The sequence below is a fragment of the Streptomyces sp. NPDC005761 genome (assembly GCF_040630635.1).
Taxonomy (GTDB): Bacteria; Actinomycetota; Actinomycetes; order Streptomycetales; family Streptomycetaceae; genus Streptomyces.
The window spans coordinates 23,488-41,379 of sequence record NZ_JBEXXX010000015.1; the positions used below are offsets into that span (position 1 = coordinate 23,488).

17 protein-coding genes are annotated in these 17,892 nt (G+C 71.6%); 7 read left to right on the forward strand and 10 right to left on the reverse strand.

Translation table 11 applies throughout. The features are described from left to right. Positions 1-19 precede the first annotated feature (19 nt). Both efeB and efeO read right to left on the reverse strand, forming a co-directional pair. Entirely contained in the window at positions 20-1,297 is a 1,278-nt protein-coding gene (gene efeB, locus ABZ434_RS16425) for an iron uptake transporter deferrochelatase/peroxidase subunit (protein WP_359136271.1), read from the reverse strand. A 23-nt stretch (positions 1,298-1,320) separates the two neighbouring features. Then, positions 1,321-2,457 carry an iron uptake system protein EfeO gene (gene efeO, locus ABZ434_RS16430; RefSeq protein WP_359136273.1) on the reverse strand — a complete coding sequence of 379 codons (1,137 nt, stop codon included), beginning with the start codon at positions 2,455-2,457 and terminating at the stop codon, positions 1,321-1,323. Between the two features lie 327 nt (positions 2,458-2,784). Between efeO and ABZ434_RS16435 the strand changes: the two genes are divergently transcribed. Beyond that, positions 2,785-3,456 (forward strand): PhzF family phenazine biosynthesis protein, encoded by a 672-nt coding sequence (locus ABZ434_RS16435; RefSeq protein WP_359136276.1) that lies wholly within the window; start codon positions 2,785-2,787, stop codon positions 3,454-3,456. 161 nt (positions 3,457-3,617) lie between these two features. Here ABZ434_RS16435 and ABZ434_RS16440 read toward each other — a convergent pair whose 3' ends face one another. Further along, a complete protein-coding gene (locus ABZ434_RS16440) occupies positions 3,618-4,283 on the reverse strand; it encodes a biliverdin-producing heme oxygenase (protein ID WP_359136279.1) in 666 nt (221 codons plus the stop codon). 215 nt (positions 4,284-4,498) lie between these two features. Next, positions 4,499-5,356 (reverse strand): type I methionyl aminopeptidase, encoded by an 858-nt coding sequence (map, locus tag ABZ434_RS16445; RefSeq protein WP_359136281.1) that lies wholly within the window; start codon positions 5,354-5,356, stop codon positions 4,499-4,501. A gap of 58 nt (positions 5,357-5,414) precedes the next feature. Between map and ABZ434_RS16450 the strand changes: the two genes are divergently transcribed. Further along, a complete protein-coding gene (locus tag ABZ434_RS16450) occupies positions 5,415-5,648 on the forward strand; it encodes a hypothetical protein (protein ID WP_359136284.1) in 234 nt (77 codons plus the stop codon). A gap of 48 nt (positions 5,649-5,696) precedes the next feature. Here ABZ434_RS16450 and ABZ434_RS16455 read toward each other — a convergent pair whose 3' ends face one another. After that, the gene (locus ABZ434_RS16455; protein WP_359136287.1) at positions 5,697-7,007 is read right to left on the reverse strand and encodes an MFS transporter; all 1,311 of its coding nucleotides are present in this window, start codon (positions 7,005-7,007) and stop codon (positions 5,697-5,699) included. 81 nt (positions 7,008-7,088) lie between these two features. Further along, on the reverse strand, positions 7,089-7,691 hold the full coding sequence (locus ABZ434_RS16460) for a hypothetical protein (RefSeq protein WP_359136289.1): 603 nt from the start codon (positions 7,689-7,691) through the stop codon (positions 7,089-7,091). Between the two features lie 141 nt (positions 7,692-7,832). On the opposite strand from ABZ434_RS16460, the gene npdG reads away from it, so the two are divergent. After that, the gene (npdG, locus tag ABZ434_RS16465) at positions 7,833-8,543 is read left to right on the forward strand and encodes an NADPH-dependent F420 reductase (protein ID WP_359136291.1); all 711 of its coding nucleotides are present in this window, start codon (positions 7,833-7,835) and stop codon (positions 8,541-8,543) included. Positions 8,544-8,632: 89 nt separating this feature from the next. Beyond that, a complete protein-coding gene (locus ABZ434_RS16470) occupies positions 8,633-8,815 on the forward strand; it encodes a hypothetical protein (RefSeq protein WP_359136294.1) in 183 nt (60 codons plus the stop codon). Between the two features lie 18 nt (positions 8,816-8,833). Here the strand turns inward: ABZ434_RS16470 and ABZ434_RS16475 are convergent, their stop codons facing one another. Continuing rightward, on the reverse strand, positions 8,834-9,631 hold the full coding sequence (locus tag ABZ434_RS16475; RefSeq protein WP_359136296.1) for a site-2 protease family protein: 798 nt from the start codon (positions 9,629-9,631) through the stop codon (positions 8,834-8,836). A gap of 194 nt (positions 9,632-9,825) precedes the next feature. Between ABZ434_RS16475 and ABZ434_RS16480 the strand changes: the two genes are divergently transcribed. Continuing rightward, positions 9,826-13,143, forward strand: coding sequence for a BTAD domain-containing putative transcriptional regulator (locus ABZ434_RS16480; protein WP_359136586.1), 3,318 nt, complete (start codon positions 9,826-9,828; stop codon positions 13,141-13,143). A 20-nt stretch (positions 13,144-13,163) separates the two neighbouring features. On the opposite strand, the gene ABZ434_RS16485 is transcribed toward ABZ434_RS16480, so the two are convergent. Together ABZ434_RS16485 and ABZ434_RS16490 are read right to left on the reverse strand one after the other, a co-directional pair. Further along, positions 13,164-14,021: an ABC transporter permease gene (locus ABZ434_RS16485; protein WP_359136299.1), complete on the reverse strand. Its 858-nt coding sequence runs from the start codon at positions 14,019-14,021 to the stop codon at positions 13,164-13,166. After that, entirely contained in the window at positions 14,018-15,037 is a 1,020-nt protein-coding gene (locus tag ABZ434_RS16490; protein ID WP_359136302.1) for an ATP-binding cassette domain-containing protein, read from the reverse strand. Before ABZ434_RS16490 ends, ABZ434_RS16485 begins: the two co-directional genes overlap by 4 nt. Here ABZ434_RS16490 and ABZ434_RS16495 point away from each other — a divergent pair. Then, positions 15,027-15,152: a hypothetical protein gene (locus ABZ434_RS16495; RefSeq protein WP_359136305.1), complete on the forward strand. Its 126-nt coding sequence runs from the start codon at positions 15,027-15,029 to the stop codon at positions 15,150-15,152. The two genes, ABZ434_RS16490 and ABZ434_RS16495, sit on opposite strands and share 11 nt — an antisense overlap. Here ABZ434_RS16495 and panB read toward each other — a convergent pair. Beyond that, positions 15,149-16,036 carry a 3-methyl-2-oxobutanoate hydroxymethyltransferase gene (gene panB / locus ABZ434_RS16500; RefSeq protein WP_219568687.1) on the reverse strand — a complete coding sequence of 296 codons (888 nt, stop codon included), beginning with the start codon at positions 16,034-16,036 and terminating at the stop codon, positions 15,149-15,151. The two genes, ABZ434_RS16495 and panB, sit on opposite strands and share 4 nt — an antisense overlap. 185 nt (positions 16,037-16,221) lie before the next feature. Between panB and ABZ434_RS16505 the strand changes: the two genes are divergently transcribed. Beyond that, a complete protein-coding gene (locus ABZ434_RS16505) occupies positions 16,222-17,820 on the forward strand; it encodes an MFS transporter (RefSeq protein ID WP_359136309.1) in 1,599 nt (532 codons plus the stop codon). The last annotated feature ends 72 nt before the right edge of the window (positions 17,821-17,892 follow it).

The window sequence follows — 17,892 nt, forward strand, 5'->3', positions numbered from 1 at the left end:
CTTTCCGCTTCGAGTCCCGTTACGAGAACAGCGCCCGGCCCCACCAGTCGTCCTTGTCGCGGACGCCCGGCGGGACGGCGAAGTGCGCCGAACCCACGTGCTGGATGTACTCGTTGAGTGCGTCGTGTGCCGCCAGCCGCCGTTGCAGCGGGACGAACGCCTTGCGGGTGTCGCGCTGGTAGGCGAGGAAGAACAGCCCGGCGTCGAGCCGGCCCAGGCCGTCCGTCCCGTCGGTGAAGGAGTAGCCGCGCCGCAGGATCGTCGCCCCGTCGTTGGTGTCGGGGTGCGCGAGCCGTACGTGAGCGGTCGGCAGCATCGCCTTCAGGAAGGGCTCGTCGCGCTCCTTCGCCTTGCCGACCGGGGCGCCCTCGCCCTTGTCGCGGCCGAAGACGTCCTCCTGCTCCTGCAGTCCGGTCCGGTCCCAGGTCTCGATGTGCATCCGGATGCGCCGGGCGACCAGGTAGGACCCCCCGGTCATCCAGTCGGAACCGTCCTTCGCGCCGGCCCACACGTGCCGGTCGAGGGCGGCGGTGTCGGTGCCGGCGATGTTGCGGGTGCCGTCCTTGAAACCCAGCATGTTGCGCGGGGTCTGGGCGTCGGGCGTCGTCGAGGACGTCTTGCCGAAGCCCAGCTGCGACCAGCGGATCGCGGTGCGGCCCATGCCGATCCGGGCGAGGTTACGGATGGCGTGCACCGCGACCTGCGGGTCGTCCGCACACGCCTGGACGCAGAGGTCGCCGCCGCTGCGGGCCTTGTCGAGGTTGTCGCCCGGGAACTTCGGCAGGTCGACCAGGGCCTCCGGGCGCCTGTCCTCCAGACCGAACCGCCCCTTGGCGAACAGCGAGGGGCCGAAGCCGATCGTCAGCGTCAGCCGGGACGGCTTGAGGCCCAGGGCCTCGCCGGTGTCGTCCGGCGGCGCCTCGGCCGGGCCCCCGTAGGCGCCGTCGCCGACCGCGTGGCCCGCCGTCATCCGCTCGGCGGCCCGCGTCCACTCCTTGAGCAGCGCGACCAGTTCCGCCCGGTCCTTCGTCGTCACGTCGAACGCGGCGAAGTGCAGCCGGTCCTGGACGGCCGTGGCGATCCCGGCCTGGTGCGCACCGTGGAACGGCACGGCCGCACCGCTGTCCGCGGCCGTCACGGGGGTGTCCCCGGACCGCACCGCGGCCACGGCGCCACCGGCCACCGCCGCGCCGAGCGCGAGCCCGGCGCCGCCCCAGCCCAGCAGAGCCCGCCGCGACGGCGCACCCCCCGAGTCCTCGGCGCGGTCGTCGGGTGTCTGGCGATTCTGCTCGGACATGCCCGGAGCCTCCGTCCGGCCGGTTACTTCGTCACCGCGGCGGCGAGCCGCGAGAGGGGTTCGGCCAGCGCGTTGACCGCGTCGGACAGCTCCTTGCGGTCCGCCTTGCCGACCTTCTCGTACGACGTGAACACGTAGGAGCTCTTGTCCGTGCGGTACTTGTCCAGCAGCGTGTTCAGTGCCGCGAACCGCTTGTCCAGGGTGGAGGTCAGGGCCGCGTCGTTCTTCGTGGCGATCGACTTCAGCAGCTGGTAGGACTTCTCCGCGCCCTCGACGTTGGCCTTGAAGTCGACCAGGTCGGTGTGGCTGTAGCGCTCCTCCTCACCGGTGACCTTGCCGGTCGCCACCTCGTCGAGGAGCTCCTTGGCGCCGTTGGCCATCGAGGTCGGGGTGATCTCCGCCGTGCCGACCCGCTTCTGCCAGTCGAGCAGGTCCTTGTAAAGGACGGGCGCGAGGGCCTTCTCCTCGGCACCCAGCTTCTTGTCCTGCCACAGAGCCTTCTCCAGGCGGTGCCAGCCCGTCCACTTCTGGCCGTCCTCCAGGCCGTCCTCGCGGACGTCGACCTTCGGGTCGATGTCACCGAAGGACTCCGCGACCGGCTCGGTACGCTCCCAGCCGATACGGGAGTCGGCGTACGCCTTCTTCGCGGCCTCGATGTCCCCGGCGGCGACGGCGTCCGTGAAGACCTTGACCTTCGGCAGCGTCTCGTCGGCCTGCGCCTGGACGTAGGTGCGGTAGGCGGCGACGGCCTTGTCCATCTCGGGGCTGCGCTTGGCCGCCTTGCCGCCGCTGACCTCGACCTTCTGCCGGATGCCGTGGCCCTTCATGCCGGGCTTGCAGGCGATCTCGTACGAACCGGCCTTGATCTCGGCGGTGATGGTGGCCTTGGTGCCCGGGCCGATGTTCTCGCGCTCGGCGACGATGCGGTCGTCCGGGAACAGCACGTAGACCTCGGTGACCTTGGATCCCTTGTTCTCCACGGCCAGCTCGACGTGCCCGGCCGGCAGCTTCGTCTTCGAGACGTCGCAGGAGTCGTCCTTGGCGACGACCTGGACGGCGCCCTCGCCCTTGCCGTCGCTCTTCTCGGCGCAGCCCGTGACAGCGGTCAGAGCGGCCACGGTGGCGGCAGCGGTGACGACGGAGAAACGAACGGCTCGCATGCGGGCTCCACTTGGGGACGAAGGAGAAGTGAGGAAAGGGTCGGACAAAGGTGGGTGAGGCGGACCTAACTTAACCGAGGCTTACCTGGCTCGTACCCACGTGTGCAGTGATTCAGCTCTCACTGGGGACGCACAGGAACGGAAGAATCACAGTCGACCCATGAACGAGCCCTCAACAGGTCAAGCGCTGGTCAAGAACATCTTTTCCGGAACGACGCGGGGCACCGCGGTCCGCGGATGCGGAACATCTCGGCCGACTGCGGTGGACCACGCCGAGCACCGGCCCTCTCGCGGGACCGGCTCTCGGGGCGGTGTTTGAATGCGCACGTGAATGACTACGACGTACCCGCCGGCATCGACGTACTGCGCGTGTTCTGCGGGCCCGACGGCCGGCACGGCAACACCCTCGGAGTCGTGCGAGAAGGACGCCACCACCCCGACGAGGCGTCCCGGCAGGAGCTCGCACGACGGCTCGGCTTCAGCGAGACCGTTTTCGTGGACGACCCCGAGCGCGGGCATCTGGACATCTACACACCGGGACTCCGCCTGCCGTTCGCCGGACATCCCGTGGTCGGCGCCGCCTGGCTGCTCGACCTGGAGATCCTTGAGCTGGGGGTGGGGGAGGTCTTCGCCCGCCAGGACGGGGAGTTCAGCTGGATCACCGCCCGCCCCGAGTGGGCGCCGCCGCGCACGCTTCAGCAGTACGGCTCGGTCGCCGAGGTCGAGGCGTTGCCGGCACCGCCGCCCGGCGAGGGGTGGCTCTACGCCTGGGCGTGGGAGGAGGAGGCCGCGGGCCGCGTGCGGGCGCGGGCGTTCCCCCGCAGGGACGACGGCATCGCGGAGGACGAGGCGACGGGCGCGGCGGCGCTCCTGCTCAGCGACCGGCTGGGCCGCGCGCTGAACATCAGGCAGGGCCGCGGCTCCCAGATCCTCACGGCGCCCGCGCCCGACGGCGCGGTGGAGATCGGCGGCCGGGTCGTCCTGGCACTCCGCGGCTGACCGCCCGCCGGGACCCGGGCCCGCAACGGCGGAACGGGGCCCGTCCCGCGAACGAGCACCGCTGCCGCGGTGCGAGGTGGGCGGTGGGCGGAGCACTCGTCCGGTACGTCGAGGCCGGAACGAAGCGGCGGGGCGCCCCGGGCCGGGCACCCCGCCGGGGGCTACGCGCTGAGCGGGAACACCTCGCCCAGCTCGCGGAAGACGGCGGTGTTCAGCGCGAACGCCCGCTTGCACTCGTCCACGATCCGCTGCTTCTCCAGATCGTCCGCGTTCACCGCGTCCAGCAGCTCGCGGTAACCCCGCTTGAAGGAGGCGGGGTTGGCTATCTCCTCGAAGACGTAGAACCGCACCCCGTCCCCCTTGCGCGCGAAGCCCCATGTCTTCTCCGCCTTGTCGCGGATGATCTGACCGCCCGACAGGTCGCCCAGGTAGCGGGTGTAGTGGTGGGCGATGTAACCGGCGGGCCAGGTGCGGGCGCACTCGGTGACCCGTGCGGCGTACGCGGCCGTGGCGGGGAGGGGCTCCAGGCCGTCGCGCCAGTCCGCACCCCGCAGGTGGGACAGATCGCGCTCCAGCTCGGCGGTGCGCATCAGCTCGGGCTGGATGAACGGCCCGGCCACCGGGTCGTCGGTGAGCGCCTCGGCCCCGTCCTCCAGCGCCCGGTACACGAACCACAGCTGCTCGGTGTAGCGCGTGTAGGCGTCCACGCCCAGGTGCCCGCCGAGCAGATCGCTCATGAACGTCGAGGTCTCCGCCTCGGTGTGCTGCTCGTGCGAAGCGGTGCGGATCAGCGTCGAGAAGGGTGTGGCGGTGGCGGTTGCGTCCAAGGCGGGCCTCCGGGGACCGAGGGGGACGGGAAGTCCGGGAAGAGACGGAGATCTCGGCCCGCCGACGCTGCGGGCCGGGCGGCTGCCGATGCGTCGATCTTCCTGCTTAGGTTTACCTAAGTCAATTGCTTCCCGACGGTCTGTCGGTAAGAACGGCGACGGGAACGGAAACGGCCGCCCCGGCGGGGCGGCCGTCGAACGAAGAGGTCAGGGGGTTACGGGAGGGTCAGGATCTCCGCGCCCGTCTCCGTCACCACGAGCGTGTGCTCGAACTGCGCCGTGCGCTTGCGGTCCTTCGTGACCACGGTCCAGCCGTCGTCCCACATGTCGTAGTCGTGGGACCCGAGCGTCAGCATCGGCTCGATGGTGAACGTCATGCCGGGCTGCATCACGGTCGTGGCGTGCGGGCTGTCGTAATGCGGAATGATCAGCCCGGAGTGGAACGAGGAATTGATCCCGTGCCCGGTGAAGTCCCGCACCACTCCGTACCCGAAGCGCTTCGCGTACGACTCGATGACGCGCCCGATGACGTTGACCTGGCGGCCCGGCCGCACTGCCTTGATCGCCCGTTTCAGCGACTCCTCGGTGCGCTCCACGAGGAGCCGCGACTCCTCGTCCACGTCACCGCAGAGGTAGGTGGCGTTGTTGTCGCCGTGCACCCCGTTGATGTACGCCGTCACGTCGAGGTTCACGATGTCGCCGTCGCGCAGCACCGTGGAGTCCGGGATGCCGTGGCAGATCACCTCGTTGAGCGAGGTGCAGAGCGACTTGGGGAAGCCCCGGTAACCCAGGGTCGACGGGTAGGCGCCGTGGTCGCACATGAACTCGTGGGCGACCCGGTCGAGTTCGTCCGTCGTGACACCCGGGGCGATGTGCTTCGCGGCCTCGGCCATGGCCTGGGCGGCGATGCGTCCCGCGATGCGCATGCGCTCGACGGTGTCGGCGTCCTGGACCTCCGGGCCGCTGTACGGCGTCGGGGCGGGCTTGCCCACATACTCGGGGCGCCGGATGTTTCCGGGCACGGAACGGACGGGAGTGAGCTCCCCTGGTACAAGCAGCGACTGGCCAGACATGCCAGCGAGTCTAGAGCCTGTGTCTGGGGCACCATGGCAGCGAGGAAAGGAGCCGGAGATGGCCCTGTTCAAGAAGCGCACGGTCGGCAAGCCGGGCGAGTGGTTCTACTGCCTGGAGCACAAAAAGGTCGAGGAGGGCCCGGAGTGCCCGGCCAAGGACCGCTTCGGCCCGTACGCCTCCCGCCAGGAGGCGCAGCGTGCGATGGAGACCGCGCAGGAGCGGAATCTGGAGTGGGAGACCGACCCCAAATGGCACGACCGCCCGGGGCCTGACGAGGACGCGGCGGGCTGAGAGGCAGCGCGGCCGGCCGGGGCGAGCCCGGGGCCCGCGGCCCCGGGCTCAGCCCGTCGGCGCCGCCCGCAGGGTCTCCTCGCTCCGCGCCCGCCTGCGCAGCGCGTCCTCGTCCGTCTCCGAGTCGTACGTCAGGAGCTTGGGCAGGGCCGCCGCCAGCAGCGCCACCGAGGCGACACAGGCGACACCCCCGCTCCAGACCGCGGTCCGGGTCCCCGTCCACCCGGCCATGCCGCCGGCCCGGACCTGGCCCAGCTGGGGGCCGACGCTGTAGGACAGCACCTCGATGCCCGCGAGCCGGCCGCGCAGCTCCTCCGGGATCGTCTGGTTCCAGATGGTCGAACGGCCGAGGCCGCTGAGCATGTCGCCCGCGCCGGCGACCGTCAGGCAGATCAGCACCAGCCATACGTTGCCGAACCAGCCGGCCGCCGCGACGGCCAGCCCCCAGACGGCCGCACCGAAAACCACGAACAGTCCGTGCCGACGCACGCGTGAGGTCCAGCCGCTGGTCAGGCCGAGGACGAGGGATCCGACCGAGCCCGCCGCGTACATCAGTCCCAGCGACCACTCGGCGTCCAGCTCGTCGCTGAGGAACGGAAAGATCGTGTTCGGGAAGGCGAGGAACATCGCGGCCATGTCTATCGCGTACGTCCCGAGCAGCACCGGCCGGCTCCACGCGTAACGCGCCCCCTCCGCGATGCCTCGCAGCGACGGCTTCATCCCCTTCTCCGCGGGCGGTGCGGGCGCGAGCCTGCGGCACAGCAGGACGGAGACGGCGAAGGTGACCACCGTGACCCCGTACGCCGTGGCGTGCCCGGCATAGGCCACCACCAGGCCCGCCAGCGCCGGGCCCATGATCGCGCCGGCCTGCCAGCGCAGCGAGTTCAGCGCGGCGGCGGCGCCCAGCTGGTCGTGCGGCACGATGCGGGCCATCAGCGAGTCCAGCGCGGGCCGCTGGAGCCCGGCCAGCGCGGAGACGCCACCGGCCACCACGTACAGCGGCCACAGCATCGGGTCCGGCAGGGCCGCGTTCACCAGGAGGACGAGCGCGAGCAGACCGAGCCCCGCCTCGGTGGCCAGGATGACCTTGCGGCGGTCGGCCGCGTCGGCGAGGGCACCGCCGTAGAGCCCGAACACGATCAGGGGCACCAGCTCGACCGCACCCATCGCACCGACCGCGAGCGGGGACCCGGTGAGGTCCTTGATCTGGAGGGGCAGCGCGATCAGCGCCATGAAGCTGCCGAAGTAGGTGACGATCCCCTGCACCCACAGCAGGCGGAAGTCCGCCGAGGAACGCCAGGGAGAGAGGTCGGGAAGCAGTGCGGTCAGCCTGGCGGCGAGGGAGGTGCGAGAGGTCACGAGGAGACATGGTCCGTCCCGGTGCGTGCCCGGGGCAAATACATTACGGGCGGGGGAGCCGGGGCCGGTCGGTCCTGCGGGTCACCATCGCGCCGGCGGCGGCGCGGTCAGCTGGTCGGCGAGCCGGGACAGCCGGTCCCGGAACCGCCTCCGCCCGCGCTGCACGGGCGCGACGTTCTCCCCCGCCGCAGCGCTGACCAGGTGCTGGACCGTGTCGAGGTCCACATCGTCGCCGCCCGTCACGGAGAGCGCCTCGTGGGCCAGCCCCCGCACCTCCGGATCACCGTTGTCCAGCGACAGGACCGTCGCCCCCGCCCGGCGGGCATCGTGCACCCGCTCCAGCAGGCCCTCGCCCGGCCGCTCCGGCACCACCACGAGCAGCGTCTCGCCCCGCCCGGCCGCCTCGATCCGGCCGAGCCCCACGGCCAGGTGCGCCGGATCGCCCGGCTCCACCCGGTGGCGCACCAGCGTGGGCGTCAGCTCGGGCAGCCCCGACCAGGTGGACTCGTCGACCAGATGGGCCGCCAGATGCCACGGCTCGTACACCTCGGTTCCCACCAGCAGCAGCCCCCCGCCGTGCGGAACGACGGACGAGCGCAACGTCCCGGCGAACCGCCTGGTGGCCGACGGCCACTGAGTCCCGGCCAGCACCTCACGCAGCAGCGCCACACGTACGGCATCCATGGCCCGGCATCATGCACCACACCGGGGCCCCGCACCGGCGAACGGTGGTGGAGCCATCCGTACGGGGACCCGTACGAAGGCCTGTCCCCCTGGCCGAGGACACACCGTCCCGCCCCCGTACCTGGCAGTAGTGTCGGGGGCATGACTACGAATGACAGCGGCAGCGCTCCCAAGCCCCCCGCCAAGGACCCCTGGGACCTCCCCGACGTCTCCGGCCTGACCATCGGCGTCCTCGGCGGCACCGGACCGCAGGGCCGCGGACTCGCCTACCGGTTCGCCCGCGCCGGACAGAGCGTGATCATCGGCTCCCGTGCCGCGGACCGCGCACGGAGTGCCGCCGACGAGCTGGGGCACGGGGTCCGCGGTGCGGACAACGCCGCCTGCGCACGCGAGAGCGACGTCGTGATCGTCGCCGTGCCGTGGGACGGGCACGCGGGGACCCTGGAGTCCCTGCGCGACGAACTCGCGGGCAAGCTCGTCATCGACTGCGTCAACCCGCTCGGCTTCGACAAGAAGGGCGCCTACGCCCTGAAGCCCGAGGAGGGCAGCGCCGCCGAGCAGGCCGCCGCCCTGCTGCCGGACAGCCGCGTCACCGCCGCCTTCCACCACCTCTCGGCGGTGCTCCTCCAGGACGAGGCGATCGAGGAGATCGACACCGACGTCCTGGTGCTGGGCGAGGCCCGCGCCGACACCGACATCGTCCAGGCACTGGCCGGCCGGATCCCGGGCATGCGCGGCATCTTCGCAGGCCGGCTGCGCAACGCCCACCAGGTCGAGTCGCTCGTCGCCAACCTGATCTCGGTCAACCGCCGCTACAAGGCACACGCCGGGCTGCGCACCACCGACGTCTGAGCCGGCCACCCGCACCCTGCTCCCGGCGGCCGGGGGCATGGGGGACACTGGACGGGACCGCGCATCACCCCCCGACAGGAGCCACCCCCATGCCCCGCCTCGCTCTCTACGCCGTCGCCGTCTGCGTCCTGGCCGTCGCAGCCGCCGTGATCTCCTTCGTGCAGGGCAGCTGGCTCCTCGGGATCGTATGGATCCTGCTGGTCGGGCTCTCGTCCAACATGGCCTTCTACTACGTGCGCCGGCACCGCGCCGTGAACGCCCAGGGCACCTGAGGGCTGTCCCTCAGGCTCCTACCCGTTCATCGCGCAGACCGGGTTCTGCGTCTGCCAGAACCGGTAGGCGTCGAGACCGCAGTACGTCTCGAACTCACTGACGCCCAGCGACCGCAGCAGCGCGTCGACCGCGTCGAAGAAGGCCTCGTTGACCTCGGGGACCCACAGCAGGGCGAACACCGCGATCAGTCCGAACGGCGCGACCGGCTCCACCGCCCTGCGGACCCGGTGCGAGAGCCACGGCTCGATCACCCCGTAGCCGTCCAGCCCCGGCACCGGTACGGAGTTCAGGATCGCGGCCGTCACCTGGAGCAGCGCCAGGAAGCCCAGCGCGTACCGGAAGGCGACCGGGACGCCGTCCAGCGCGTCCAGCCAGAACGGCGCGGTGCACACGAGCGCGAACAGGACGTTCGTCAGCGGGCCCGCCGCCGAGATCAGGCTGTGCCGCCAGCGGCCGCGGATCCGGCCCCGCTCGATGAAGACCGCACCGCCGGGCAGCCCGATGCCACCCATGATCACGAACAGCACGGGCAGCACGATGCTCAGCAGCGCGTGCGTGTAGAGCAGAGGGTTCAGGGTCAGGTAGCCCTTCGCGCCGATGGAGATGTCACCGCTGTGCAGTGCCGTGCGGGCGTGGGCGTACTCGTGCAGGCAGAGCGACACGACCCAGGCCGCCGTGACGAACAGGAAGGTGGCGAAGCCGGGCTGCTCGGCGAAGTCCGTCCACACCGCCCAGCCTGACACTGCCGTCACGGCGGCGATGCCGAGGAAGACCGGGCTGATCCGCCGGTCGCTGCGGGCTGTTGCGGAGGACATCGGCGGCTCCTGGTGGCTGCGGGGAGCGGGCGGGCGGCGAGCCCCGACCGTACAGGCGACACGCCGAAAACGTCTCGCGTCGGGCCGGTGGTTCCAGGAAGGGTGGGGGTATGACGGGCACCAGTACGGGCGGGGCGAGCGGGTACGGCCGGGCGGCTGTGGATGGCCCCGCCCCCGTCACGGACAATGGGCGCGTGCGCTACGGCATCCTCGGTACCACCCAGGCACTCCGCGACGACGGCACGGCCGTCGCCATCGGCGGGCCGCGGCTGCGCGCGCTGCTCGCGGTGCTCGCGCTCCGCACCGGCCGTACGGTGCCCTTCGCGGTGCTCGTCGACGAGGTGTGGGACGGCGATCCGCCCGCCGACGCGCCCGGAGCCCTGCAGGCACTCGTGGGCCGGCTCAGACGGGCGCTCGGCCACGCGGCGGTCGTCTCCGCGGACAACGGCTACCGGCTGGCCGCCGAACCGGACGCGGTCGACCTGTACCGCTTCGAACACCTCGCCGGGGAAGGGGCGCGGGCCCTGGAGGCCGGCGATCCGGCGAAGGCGCTGAGCGTCCTCGACGATGCGCTCGGCCTCTGGCGGGGCCCGGCTCTGGCGGATCTCCCCGACCGGCACGCCGTCGCGGCCCGCTGGACCGCCCGCCGCCTCGACGCCCGGCGGACCCGGCTCACCGCGGCGCTCGCGCTCGGCCGGGCCGCCGAGGTGCTGCCGGAGCTGGCCGCGCTCTGCGAGGAGCACCCCATCGACGAGCCGCTCCAGGCGCTGCGGCTGCGGGCCCTGCGTGACGCCGGGCGTACGGCCCAGGCACTGGCCGCGTACGACGAGGTGCGCACCGTGCTCGCCGACCGGCTCGGTACCGGCCCCGGGCCCGAGCTGAGCGGGCTGCACGCCCAACTGCTCCGCCAGGAGCCGGCACCCCCCGCCCCGCGGCCGGCCCCCCGGCCCGCCGCGCCGGCCGTCCGGCAGGGCAACCTCCGGGCCAGGCTCACCAGCTTCGTCGGACGCGAGCGCGACATCGACGCCCTGCGCGACGACCTCACCCGGGCCCGGCTCGTCACCCTGCTCGGACCCGGCGGGGCCGGCAAGACCCGGCTCTCCCAGGAGACCGCGGAATCCTTCGACGCCGCGGCCTGGCCGGACGGCGTCTGGCTGGCCGAACTCGCGCCCGTCGACGACCCCCGAGCGGTACCGGAGGCGGTCCTCGGCGCACTGGGTGCCCGTGAGACCGTGCTGCGGGGCGCGGGTGCCGAGGAGCTCCGGGCCGCCGAACGAGGGGCGGACGAACCACTGTCCCGGCTCACCGAACACTGCTCCCGGCGCCGCATGCTGCTGCTCCTCGACAACTGCGAACACGTCATCGAGGCAGCCGCGGCCCTCGCCGACCATCTGCTGGCCCGCTGCCCGGAGCTCACCGTCCTCGCCACCAGCCGAGAACCCCTCGGCGTTCCCGGCGAGTTCGTCCGCCCCGTGGAGCCGCTGCCCGATCCGACGGCACTGCGGCTGCTGGCCGAGCGCGGCGCCGCCGCACTGCCCGGTTTCCGCGTCGACGCGGACAGGGCGACGGCGGCCGCCACCGCCGAGATCTGCCGGCGTCTGGACGGCCTGCCGCTCGCCATCGAACTCGCCGCGGCCCGGCTGCGCATGCTCACCCCGCAGCAGATCGCCGACCGGCTCGACGACCGGTTCCGGCTGCTGACCAACGGCAGCCGCACCGTGCTCCCGCGCCAGCAGACCCTGCGGGCCGTCGTCGACTGGTCCTGGGACCTCCTGGCCGAGGACGAACGCACCACCCTGCGCCGGCTGTCCGTGTTCGCCGGCGGCTGCACCCTGGAAGCGGCCGAGGCGGTCTGTGCGGACGGGCCGCGGCAGGCGCGGGACGTCGCCGGGCTGCTCGGCTCCCTCGTCGACAAGTCCCTGGTCGTCGCCGCACCGGCGGCGGACGGCGGGATGCGCTACCGGCTCCTGGAGACCGTCGGCGAGTACGCGGCGGAACGGCTCGAGGAGGCGGGGGAGCGGGACTGGGTCCAGCGCCAGCACCTCGTGCACTTCCGGGAGCTGGCCCGTACCACCGACCCCCTGCTCCGCGGTGCCGGCCAGCGCGCCGCCATCGAGCTCTTCCAGCAGGAGTACGAGAACCTGCGCACCGCACTGCGGCACGCCGTCGCCGCGCGCGACGAGCAGGAGGCGCTGTGCCTGGTGATCTCGCTCTCCTGGTACTGGCAGATCCGCAACCTGCGCGGCGACGCCCTGCACTGGGCCGACGCCGCCGCGGCCCTCGGCCCCGACCCGTTCGCCCCGCCCGTGCAGCCCGCGCCCTCGATCCACGAACGCTGCACCGACGCGCCGCCGCCCATGGGGCCCGAACTGCTCCAGGAGGCGCGGCGTCAGGTGGGGCTGGTCCAGCTGGTCAGCATGGACCACGCGATGGACGAGTGGACGAACGAAGCCAGCATGGCGCGGCTGCGGGGGATCGCATCCACCTACCGGGCCGGGCAGCCGCAGACCTGCCGGAGCCCCGCCTCGCTCTGGTTCTTCGCCGTCATGCTGACCGGGGGCGTCGCGGACCTGCGCGAGCTCCTGAACGAAACGGTCCGCGCCGCAAGGGAGTTCGCCTTCGAGTGGGAGCTCGCCGCGGCGCTCCAGATGCGCGCCAACGTGCTGGCCAACCGCCCCGACTGGGCGGGCGGGGCCCACGAGGACGCCGCGGAGAGCCTGGAGATCTTCAGCCGTCTCGGCGACGACTGGGGCATGGCCGAGGCGCTCTCCTCACGCGGGGAGGCGAACGAGAAGGCGGGTGACTATCCGCAGGCGGCCGAGGACTACCAGGACGCGATCGGCTACGCGGAGAAACTCGGCGCACTGGCGCAGGTGTCGGTGCTCCGCACCCGGTACGCCTCCGCCCTCACCGAGCTCGGCCGCGGCGCGGAGGGCGAGGTGATCCTGCGCGAGGTGATCGCGGACGAGCGGCACGCCGGGCACGAGGCGCGGCCGGCGGCCCGGCTCTTCCTGGCGCTGTGGCTGGGCCGCTCCGGGCGGACCGGTGAGGCGCGCGAGCAGTTCCTCGAACTGCTCGAAGAGTTCAAGTCCCAGACCATGGCGATATTCGAGGGGTTCGTGCAGGGCGGGCTGGCCTGGCTGGACAACCAGGACGGGGAGTACACCGACGCCCTGGACCGGGGCCGGACGGCGCTGGCGCGTCTGGCTGATCCGCTGACCCAGATGGTGGCCCCGCAGATGGCCGTCATCAACCTGGTCACCGTGGCGTGGTCCCTGGGCGGTCTCGGTGGAGAGGACGGGGCGCGGCTGGGTGCGCGACTGCTGGCGGCCGGCCGGGTGCTGCTGCCCCAGGGGCACTTCCTGACGTCGATGGAGCGGGAGAACTTCGCCCGCGCCGAGGCACTGATCCGCGCAGTGCTCGGGGACACCGCCTACGAGGCCGCGTACGCCGAGGGCGGCGGCCTCTCCGTGGAGGAGGCCACCGCCCTCGTGGACGCGTACCGGCACTGAGTGGGTCCGAACCCTTCCGGTCAGGACTTCTTGCGGAACTTGGACACCGCGAGCGGGGCCATGACCGCCGTGATGACCACGGTCCAGCCGAGCGTCAGCCAGACCGAGTCGCCGAGCGGGCCGCCCATCATCAGACCGCGGGCCGCATCGGCCAGGTTGGAGAGCGGGTTGTAGTCGGTGAAGGTCTGGAGCCAGCCGGGCATCGTCGTGGGCGGGGTGAAGATCGAGGAACCGAACTGGAGCGGCATCATCACGATCATCCCCATCCCCTGGACGGCCTGGGCCGTCTTCATGGCCAGTCCGAGCAGGATGAAGATCCACATGATGGCAGCGCCGAAGGCAGCCGCCAGCGCGATGGCCCCGATCAGCCCGAGCACCGACCCGTGGAGCTCCAGACCGAGCGCGAAGCCCATCCCCAGCAGGATGAGCGTGGCGACCATCATCCGGCCGAGCTCGACCACGATCTTCGCGATGAGGACCGAGGAGCGGGCGATCGGCATCGTGCGGAACCGGTCCATGACCCCCTTGCGGAAGTCGTCGTTGACACCGGAGCCGACCGCCATGGCGATGTTCATGCCCATCATCGCCATCAGGCCGGGAATCAGGTAGTTCAGGTACTCCTGCCGGCCGCCGCCCATGCTGCCGCCGACGGCGCCGCCGAAGACGTACACGAACAGCAGGACGAAGATCACCGGCATCAGGAGCGCGTCGAACATCGACTCCGGATCCTTCTTGATCTGGAGCAGGTTGCGCCGCACCAGCGCCCCGATGTGGCGCAGGTTGTTCCGCAGTCCGATGCGGCCCTCGTCGTGGACCTTCGTGGCCGGTGCGGCCGCGACCGCGTCGGTGGGGGCGGGCTTCAGAGTCGTCGTGCTCATGCCGCGACCTCCTGGGGAATCGTCTCGGTGACGGTGGCCTTGTCGCCGGTGATGGCGAGGAACACCTCGTCCAGGCTGGGCAGCGCGGTGGCGACGTGCGCCAGCGAGAAGCCCCGGGTGCCGAGCAGACCGATGACGGCGGTCAGCTGCTCGTCGCTGAGGATCGGTACGTACAGCAGCCCCTCGTCCGGGACGGCCTGCGCACCCGCGACACCGTCGAGACCGGCCTCCCGGATCGCCTGCGCCATCGCGGCCAGCTCGGCCGGGTCGGAGGGACGGATCTGCAGGGTGCGGCCGCCGACCTTGGCCTTCAGCTCGTCGACACCGCCCCGCGCGATGATCTTCCCCTTGTCGATGACGGTGAGCTCGTCGGCGAGCTGTTCGGCCTCTTCCATGTACTGGGTGGTGAGCAGCACGGTCGCCCCCTCCGCGACCATCCGCTGCACCTCGTCCCAGACCTCGTTACGGGTACGGGGGTCGAGCCCCGTCGTCGGCTCGTCCAGATAGAGGACGGCCGGGCTGCCGATCATGGAGGCAGCGAGGTCCAGCCGGCGGCGCATTCCGCCGGAGTACTCCATCGCGGCCTTCTTCGCCGCGTCCGTGAGCGAGAAGCGCTCCAGCAGCTCGTCGGCGCGCGAACGGGCCTTCTTGCGCGGCAGGTCGAGCAGCCGCCCGATCATGTAGAGGTTCTCCCAGCCGGAGAGCTTCTCGTCGACCGAGGCGTACTGCCCGGTCAGCCCGATGGTGCGGCGCAGCGCGCGGGGCTGCTTCACCACGTCGTAGCCCGCCACGACCGCGTGCCCGGCGTCGGGCTGGATCAGGGTGGACAACACGCGGACGAGGGTGGTCTTTCCGGCGCCGTTGGGGCCGAGCACGCCGAGGACGGTGCCCTCGCGCACGTCGAGGTCCACGCCGTCCAGAGCCTTGGTCGAGCCGTAGTGCTTGACCAGCCCCCGTACCTCGACGGCGTTCGTGCCGTTCCTGGGGTTCTTGTCGATTCGCGTCATGTCCACCATCAGACCAGCCGCCACCGACAACCCACCGACAGTCCGCCGACAGCAGGGCGACAGCCCGCCGATGGGGGAAGTCGGCGGGCTGTCGGTGGTGCGGCAGTGGTCGGTGACCTTCTAGTGGAACGTGTGCTCCGGCGCCGGGAAGGTGCCGCCGACGACCTCGTCCGCGTACGCCTTCGCGGCGTCGCCGAGGATCTGGCGCAGGTCGGCGTACTGCTTGGTGAAGCGCGGCACCTTGCCGCCGGTCAGACCGACCATGTCGGTGTAGACCAGCACCTGCGCGTCGGTGTCGGGACCGGCCCCGATGCCCACGGTCGGAATGTGCAGGGTGCGGGTGACCTCGGCGGCCAGTTCGGCCGGTACGAGCTCCAGGACGACAGCGAACGCGCCCGCGTCCTGCACGGCCTTGGCGTCGCGCAGCATCTGCTGGGCGGCCTCCTCGCCGCGGCCCTGCACCCGGTAGCCCATCGCGTTGACGGACTGCGGGGTCAGGCCGATGTGGGCCATCACCGGGATACCGGCGTCGACCAGGAGCTTGATCTGCTCATGGCTCCGTTCGCCGCCCTCCAGCTTGACCGCACCGACCCCGGACTCCTTGATCAGCCGGGTGGCGTTGCGCAGGGCCTGGACCGGGCTCTCCTGGTAGGCCCCGAAGGGCAGGTCGGCGACGACCAGGGCGCGCTTGGTGCCCCGGACGACGGCGGCGGAGAGGATGGCGATCTCGTCCATCGTGACGGGCACGGTGGTCTCGTAGCCGAGGTGACAGTTGCCCATGGAGTCACCGACGAGCATGACCGGGATCCCGGCCTCGTCGAAGACGGACGCGGTCATCGCGTCATAGGCGGTGAGCATGGGCCACTTCTCGCCGCGTGCGGTGGCGGCGGCGATGTCGTGGACGGTGACGCGGCGGTTGCTCTTGCCTCCGTACAGCGCCTTGCTGCTGTCGGAGGGGGCTCCCGCGGGGGAAGTGGGGGACTGGTTGTGCGCAGCCTGAAGCGACATTGCCAACGGCTCCTTCGTCATCTCGAGGCGCCCTGACGGCGTCCCCGGATCCCCTCCATGGTGGCATCCCGGAGCCGTTCACGGGAAGTGGGCCCGCCGCACGGACGGCACCGGGTGTCACAGCCGCTGGTAAAGACTTTCCAATACGAGACGGTCTCGTATTGAAATGGAGATACGGTCTGGCCATGTCCATACCGTCCGGCGCTCCCGCCGCCGTGTCCCACGTTCCCGAGGCGGTCCACCGCCGCCGCTGGGCGATCCTCGCCGTTCTGATGTTCAGCCTGCTCATCGTGGTGCTGGACAACTCGATCCTCAACGTCGCCGTCAAGACGATCGCCTCCCCCTCACCCACGGGTCTGGGGGCCACCCAGAGCGAGCTGGAGTGGGCGATCAACTCCTACACGCTCGTCTTCGCCGGACTGCTCTTCACCGCGGGCCTGCTCGGCGACCGCGTCGGCCGCAAGAAGGTCCTGCTCTTCGGCATCGTCCTGTTCGGCCTGGGTTCGGCGCTCGCGGCCATGGCGGGATCGCCCGGCGAGCTGATCGCCTGGCGCGCCGTGATGGGCTTCGGTGCCGCCTTCGTGATGCCGGCCACCCTCGCCGTCCTGATGAACGTCTTCGAGCGTGACGAACAGCCCAAGGCCATCGGCATCTGGGCCGGCAGCGTCGGCCTCGGCATCGCGATCGGCCCGATCACCGGCGGCCTGCTCCTCGAACACTTCTGGTGGGGTTCGATCTTCCTGGTCAACGTGCCCGTGGTGGTCGTCGCCCTGATCGCCATGGCGGTGCTGGTGCCGGACTCCAGGGATCCGAAGCCGGGCCGCCTCGACCCGATCGGCGTGGTGCTCTCCGTCATCGGCCTGGTGCTGCTGGTGTACGGGATCATCCGCGGCGGCGAACTCGCCGATTTCACCGACGTCTCCGTGCTCCTTCCGGTCATCGGCGGTCTGGCCGTCCTGGTCGTGTTCGTCCTTCACGAGAAGCGCAGCAGCAGCCCGGCCATCGACATCTCGTACTTCAGGAAGCCGGCCTTCTCCGCTGCCGTCGCCGCCATCGCGCTGGTCTTCTTCGCGCTGATGGGCGTGACGTTCTTCTCCGCCTTCTACATGCAGAGCGTGCGCGGCTGGAGCGCCCTGCAGTCCGGGCTGCTGATCCTGCCGCTGGCCGTCGCGCAGATGATCTTCTCCCCGCGGGCCCGGTTCGTGGTCGACCGGTTCGGTGCCCGTGCCGTGTGCACGGTCGGCATGCTGATGGTGGCCGCGGGACTGGCGGCGTTCGCCCTGTTCGACGCCACGACCCCGGTCTGGGTGATGTGCGTGGTCTTCTTCGTCCAGGGCACGGGCATGGCCCATGTGATGCCTCCGGTCACCGTCGCCGTGATGCAGGCGCTGCCCCGGGAGAAGGCCGGTTCGGGCTCGGCCGTCAACAACACGTTCCGGCAGGTCGGCGGGGCCCTCGGCATCGCCGTCCTCGGCTCGGTCCTGTCCGCCGTCTACCGGGGCGACATCGAGGGGCACCTCGACGCCGTCCCCGCCGCTGCCAGGGACGTGGCGGGGGAGTCGATCGAGGCGACGCTCGGTGTCGCGGAGAAGATGGGCCCGGCGGGTACCCCGCTGGTGGCCGCCGCGCATGACGCGTTCATGGGCGCCATGCACGTCACGGCCGTCGGCTCGGCGTGCGTCGCCCTGATCGGGGCGATCGTGGTCGCCGTGTTCCTGCCCGGCCGGCCGGCCGCGGAGCAGGCGACCCGGCAGGAGGAGCGGCCGGTGCCCGCGGACGCCTGACGGTGAGGCCCGAGGCCCCCGCCCGGCCCTGCGGCGGCCGAGGGCCCGGCGCGTCGGCGAGAATCGCGGTGG

Excerpts from the sequence above, each read along its gene's own strand:
- ABZ434_RS16470 (WP_359136294.1), top strand. The coding sequence starts at position 8,633 with ATGCCCCGCCTCGCTCTCTACGCCGTCGCCGTCTGCGTCCTGGCCGTC.
- ABZ434_RS16505 (WP_359136309.1), top strand. The coding sequence starts at position 16,222 with ATGTCCATACCGTCCGGCGCTCCCGCCGCCGTGTCCCACGTTCCCGAG.
- ABZ434_RS16485 (WP_359136299.1), bottom strand. The coding sequence starts at position 14,021 with ATGAGCACGACGACTCTGAAGCCCGCCCCCACCGACGCGGTCGCGGCC.
- ABZ434_RS16475 (WP_359136296.1), bottom strand. The coding sequence starts at position 9,631 with ATGTCCTCCGCAACAGCCCGCAGCGACCGGCGGATCAGCCCGGTCTTC.
- ABZ434_RS16490 (WP_359136302.1), bottom strand. The coding sequence starts at position 15,037 with ATGGTGGACATGACGCGAATCGACAAGAACCCCAGGAACGGCACGAAC.
- efeB (WP_359136271.1), bottom strand. The coding sequence starts at position 1,297 with ATGTCCGAGCAGAATCGCCAGACACCCGACGACCGCGCCGAGGACTCG.
- ABZ434_RS16450 (WP_359136284.1), top strand. The coding sequence starts at position 5,415 with ATGGCCCTGTTCAAGAAGCGCACGGTCGGCAAGCCGGGCGAGTGGTTC.
- panB (WP_219568687.1), bottom strand. The coding sequence starts at position 16,036 with ATGTCGCTTCAGGCTGCGCACAACCAGTCCCCCACTTCCCCCGCGGGA.
- efeO (WP_359136273.1), bottom strand. The coding sequence starts at position 2,457 with ATGCGAGCCGTTCGTTTCTCCGTCGTCACCGCTGCCGCCACCGTGGCC.
- map (WP_359136281.1), bottom strand. The coding sequence starts at position 5,356 with ATGTCTGGCCAGTCGCTGCTTGTACCAGGGGAGCTCACTCCCGTCCGT.
- ABZ434_RS16495 (WP_359136305.1), top strand. The coding sequence starts at position 15,027 with ATGTCCACCATCAGACCAGCCGCCACCGACAACCCACCGACAGTCCGC.
- ABZ434_RS16460 (WP_359136289.1), bottom strand. The coding sequence starts at position 7,691 with ATGGATGCCGTACGTGTGGCGCTGCTGCGTGAGGTGCTGGCCGGGACT.
- npdG (WP_359136291.1), top strand. The coding sequence starts at position 7,833 with ATGACTACGAATGACAGCGGCAGCGCTCCCAAGCCCCCCGCCAAGGAC.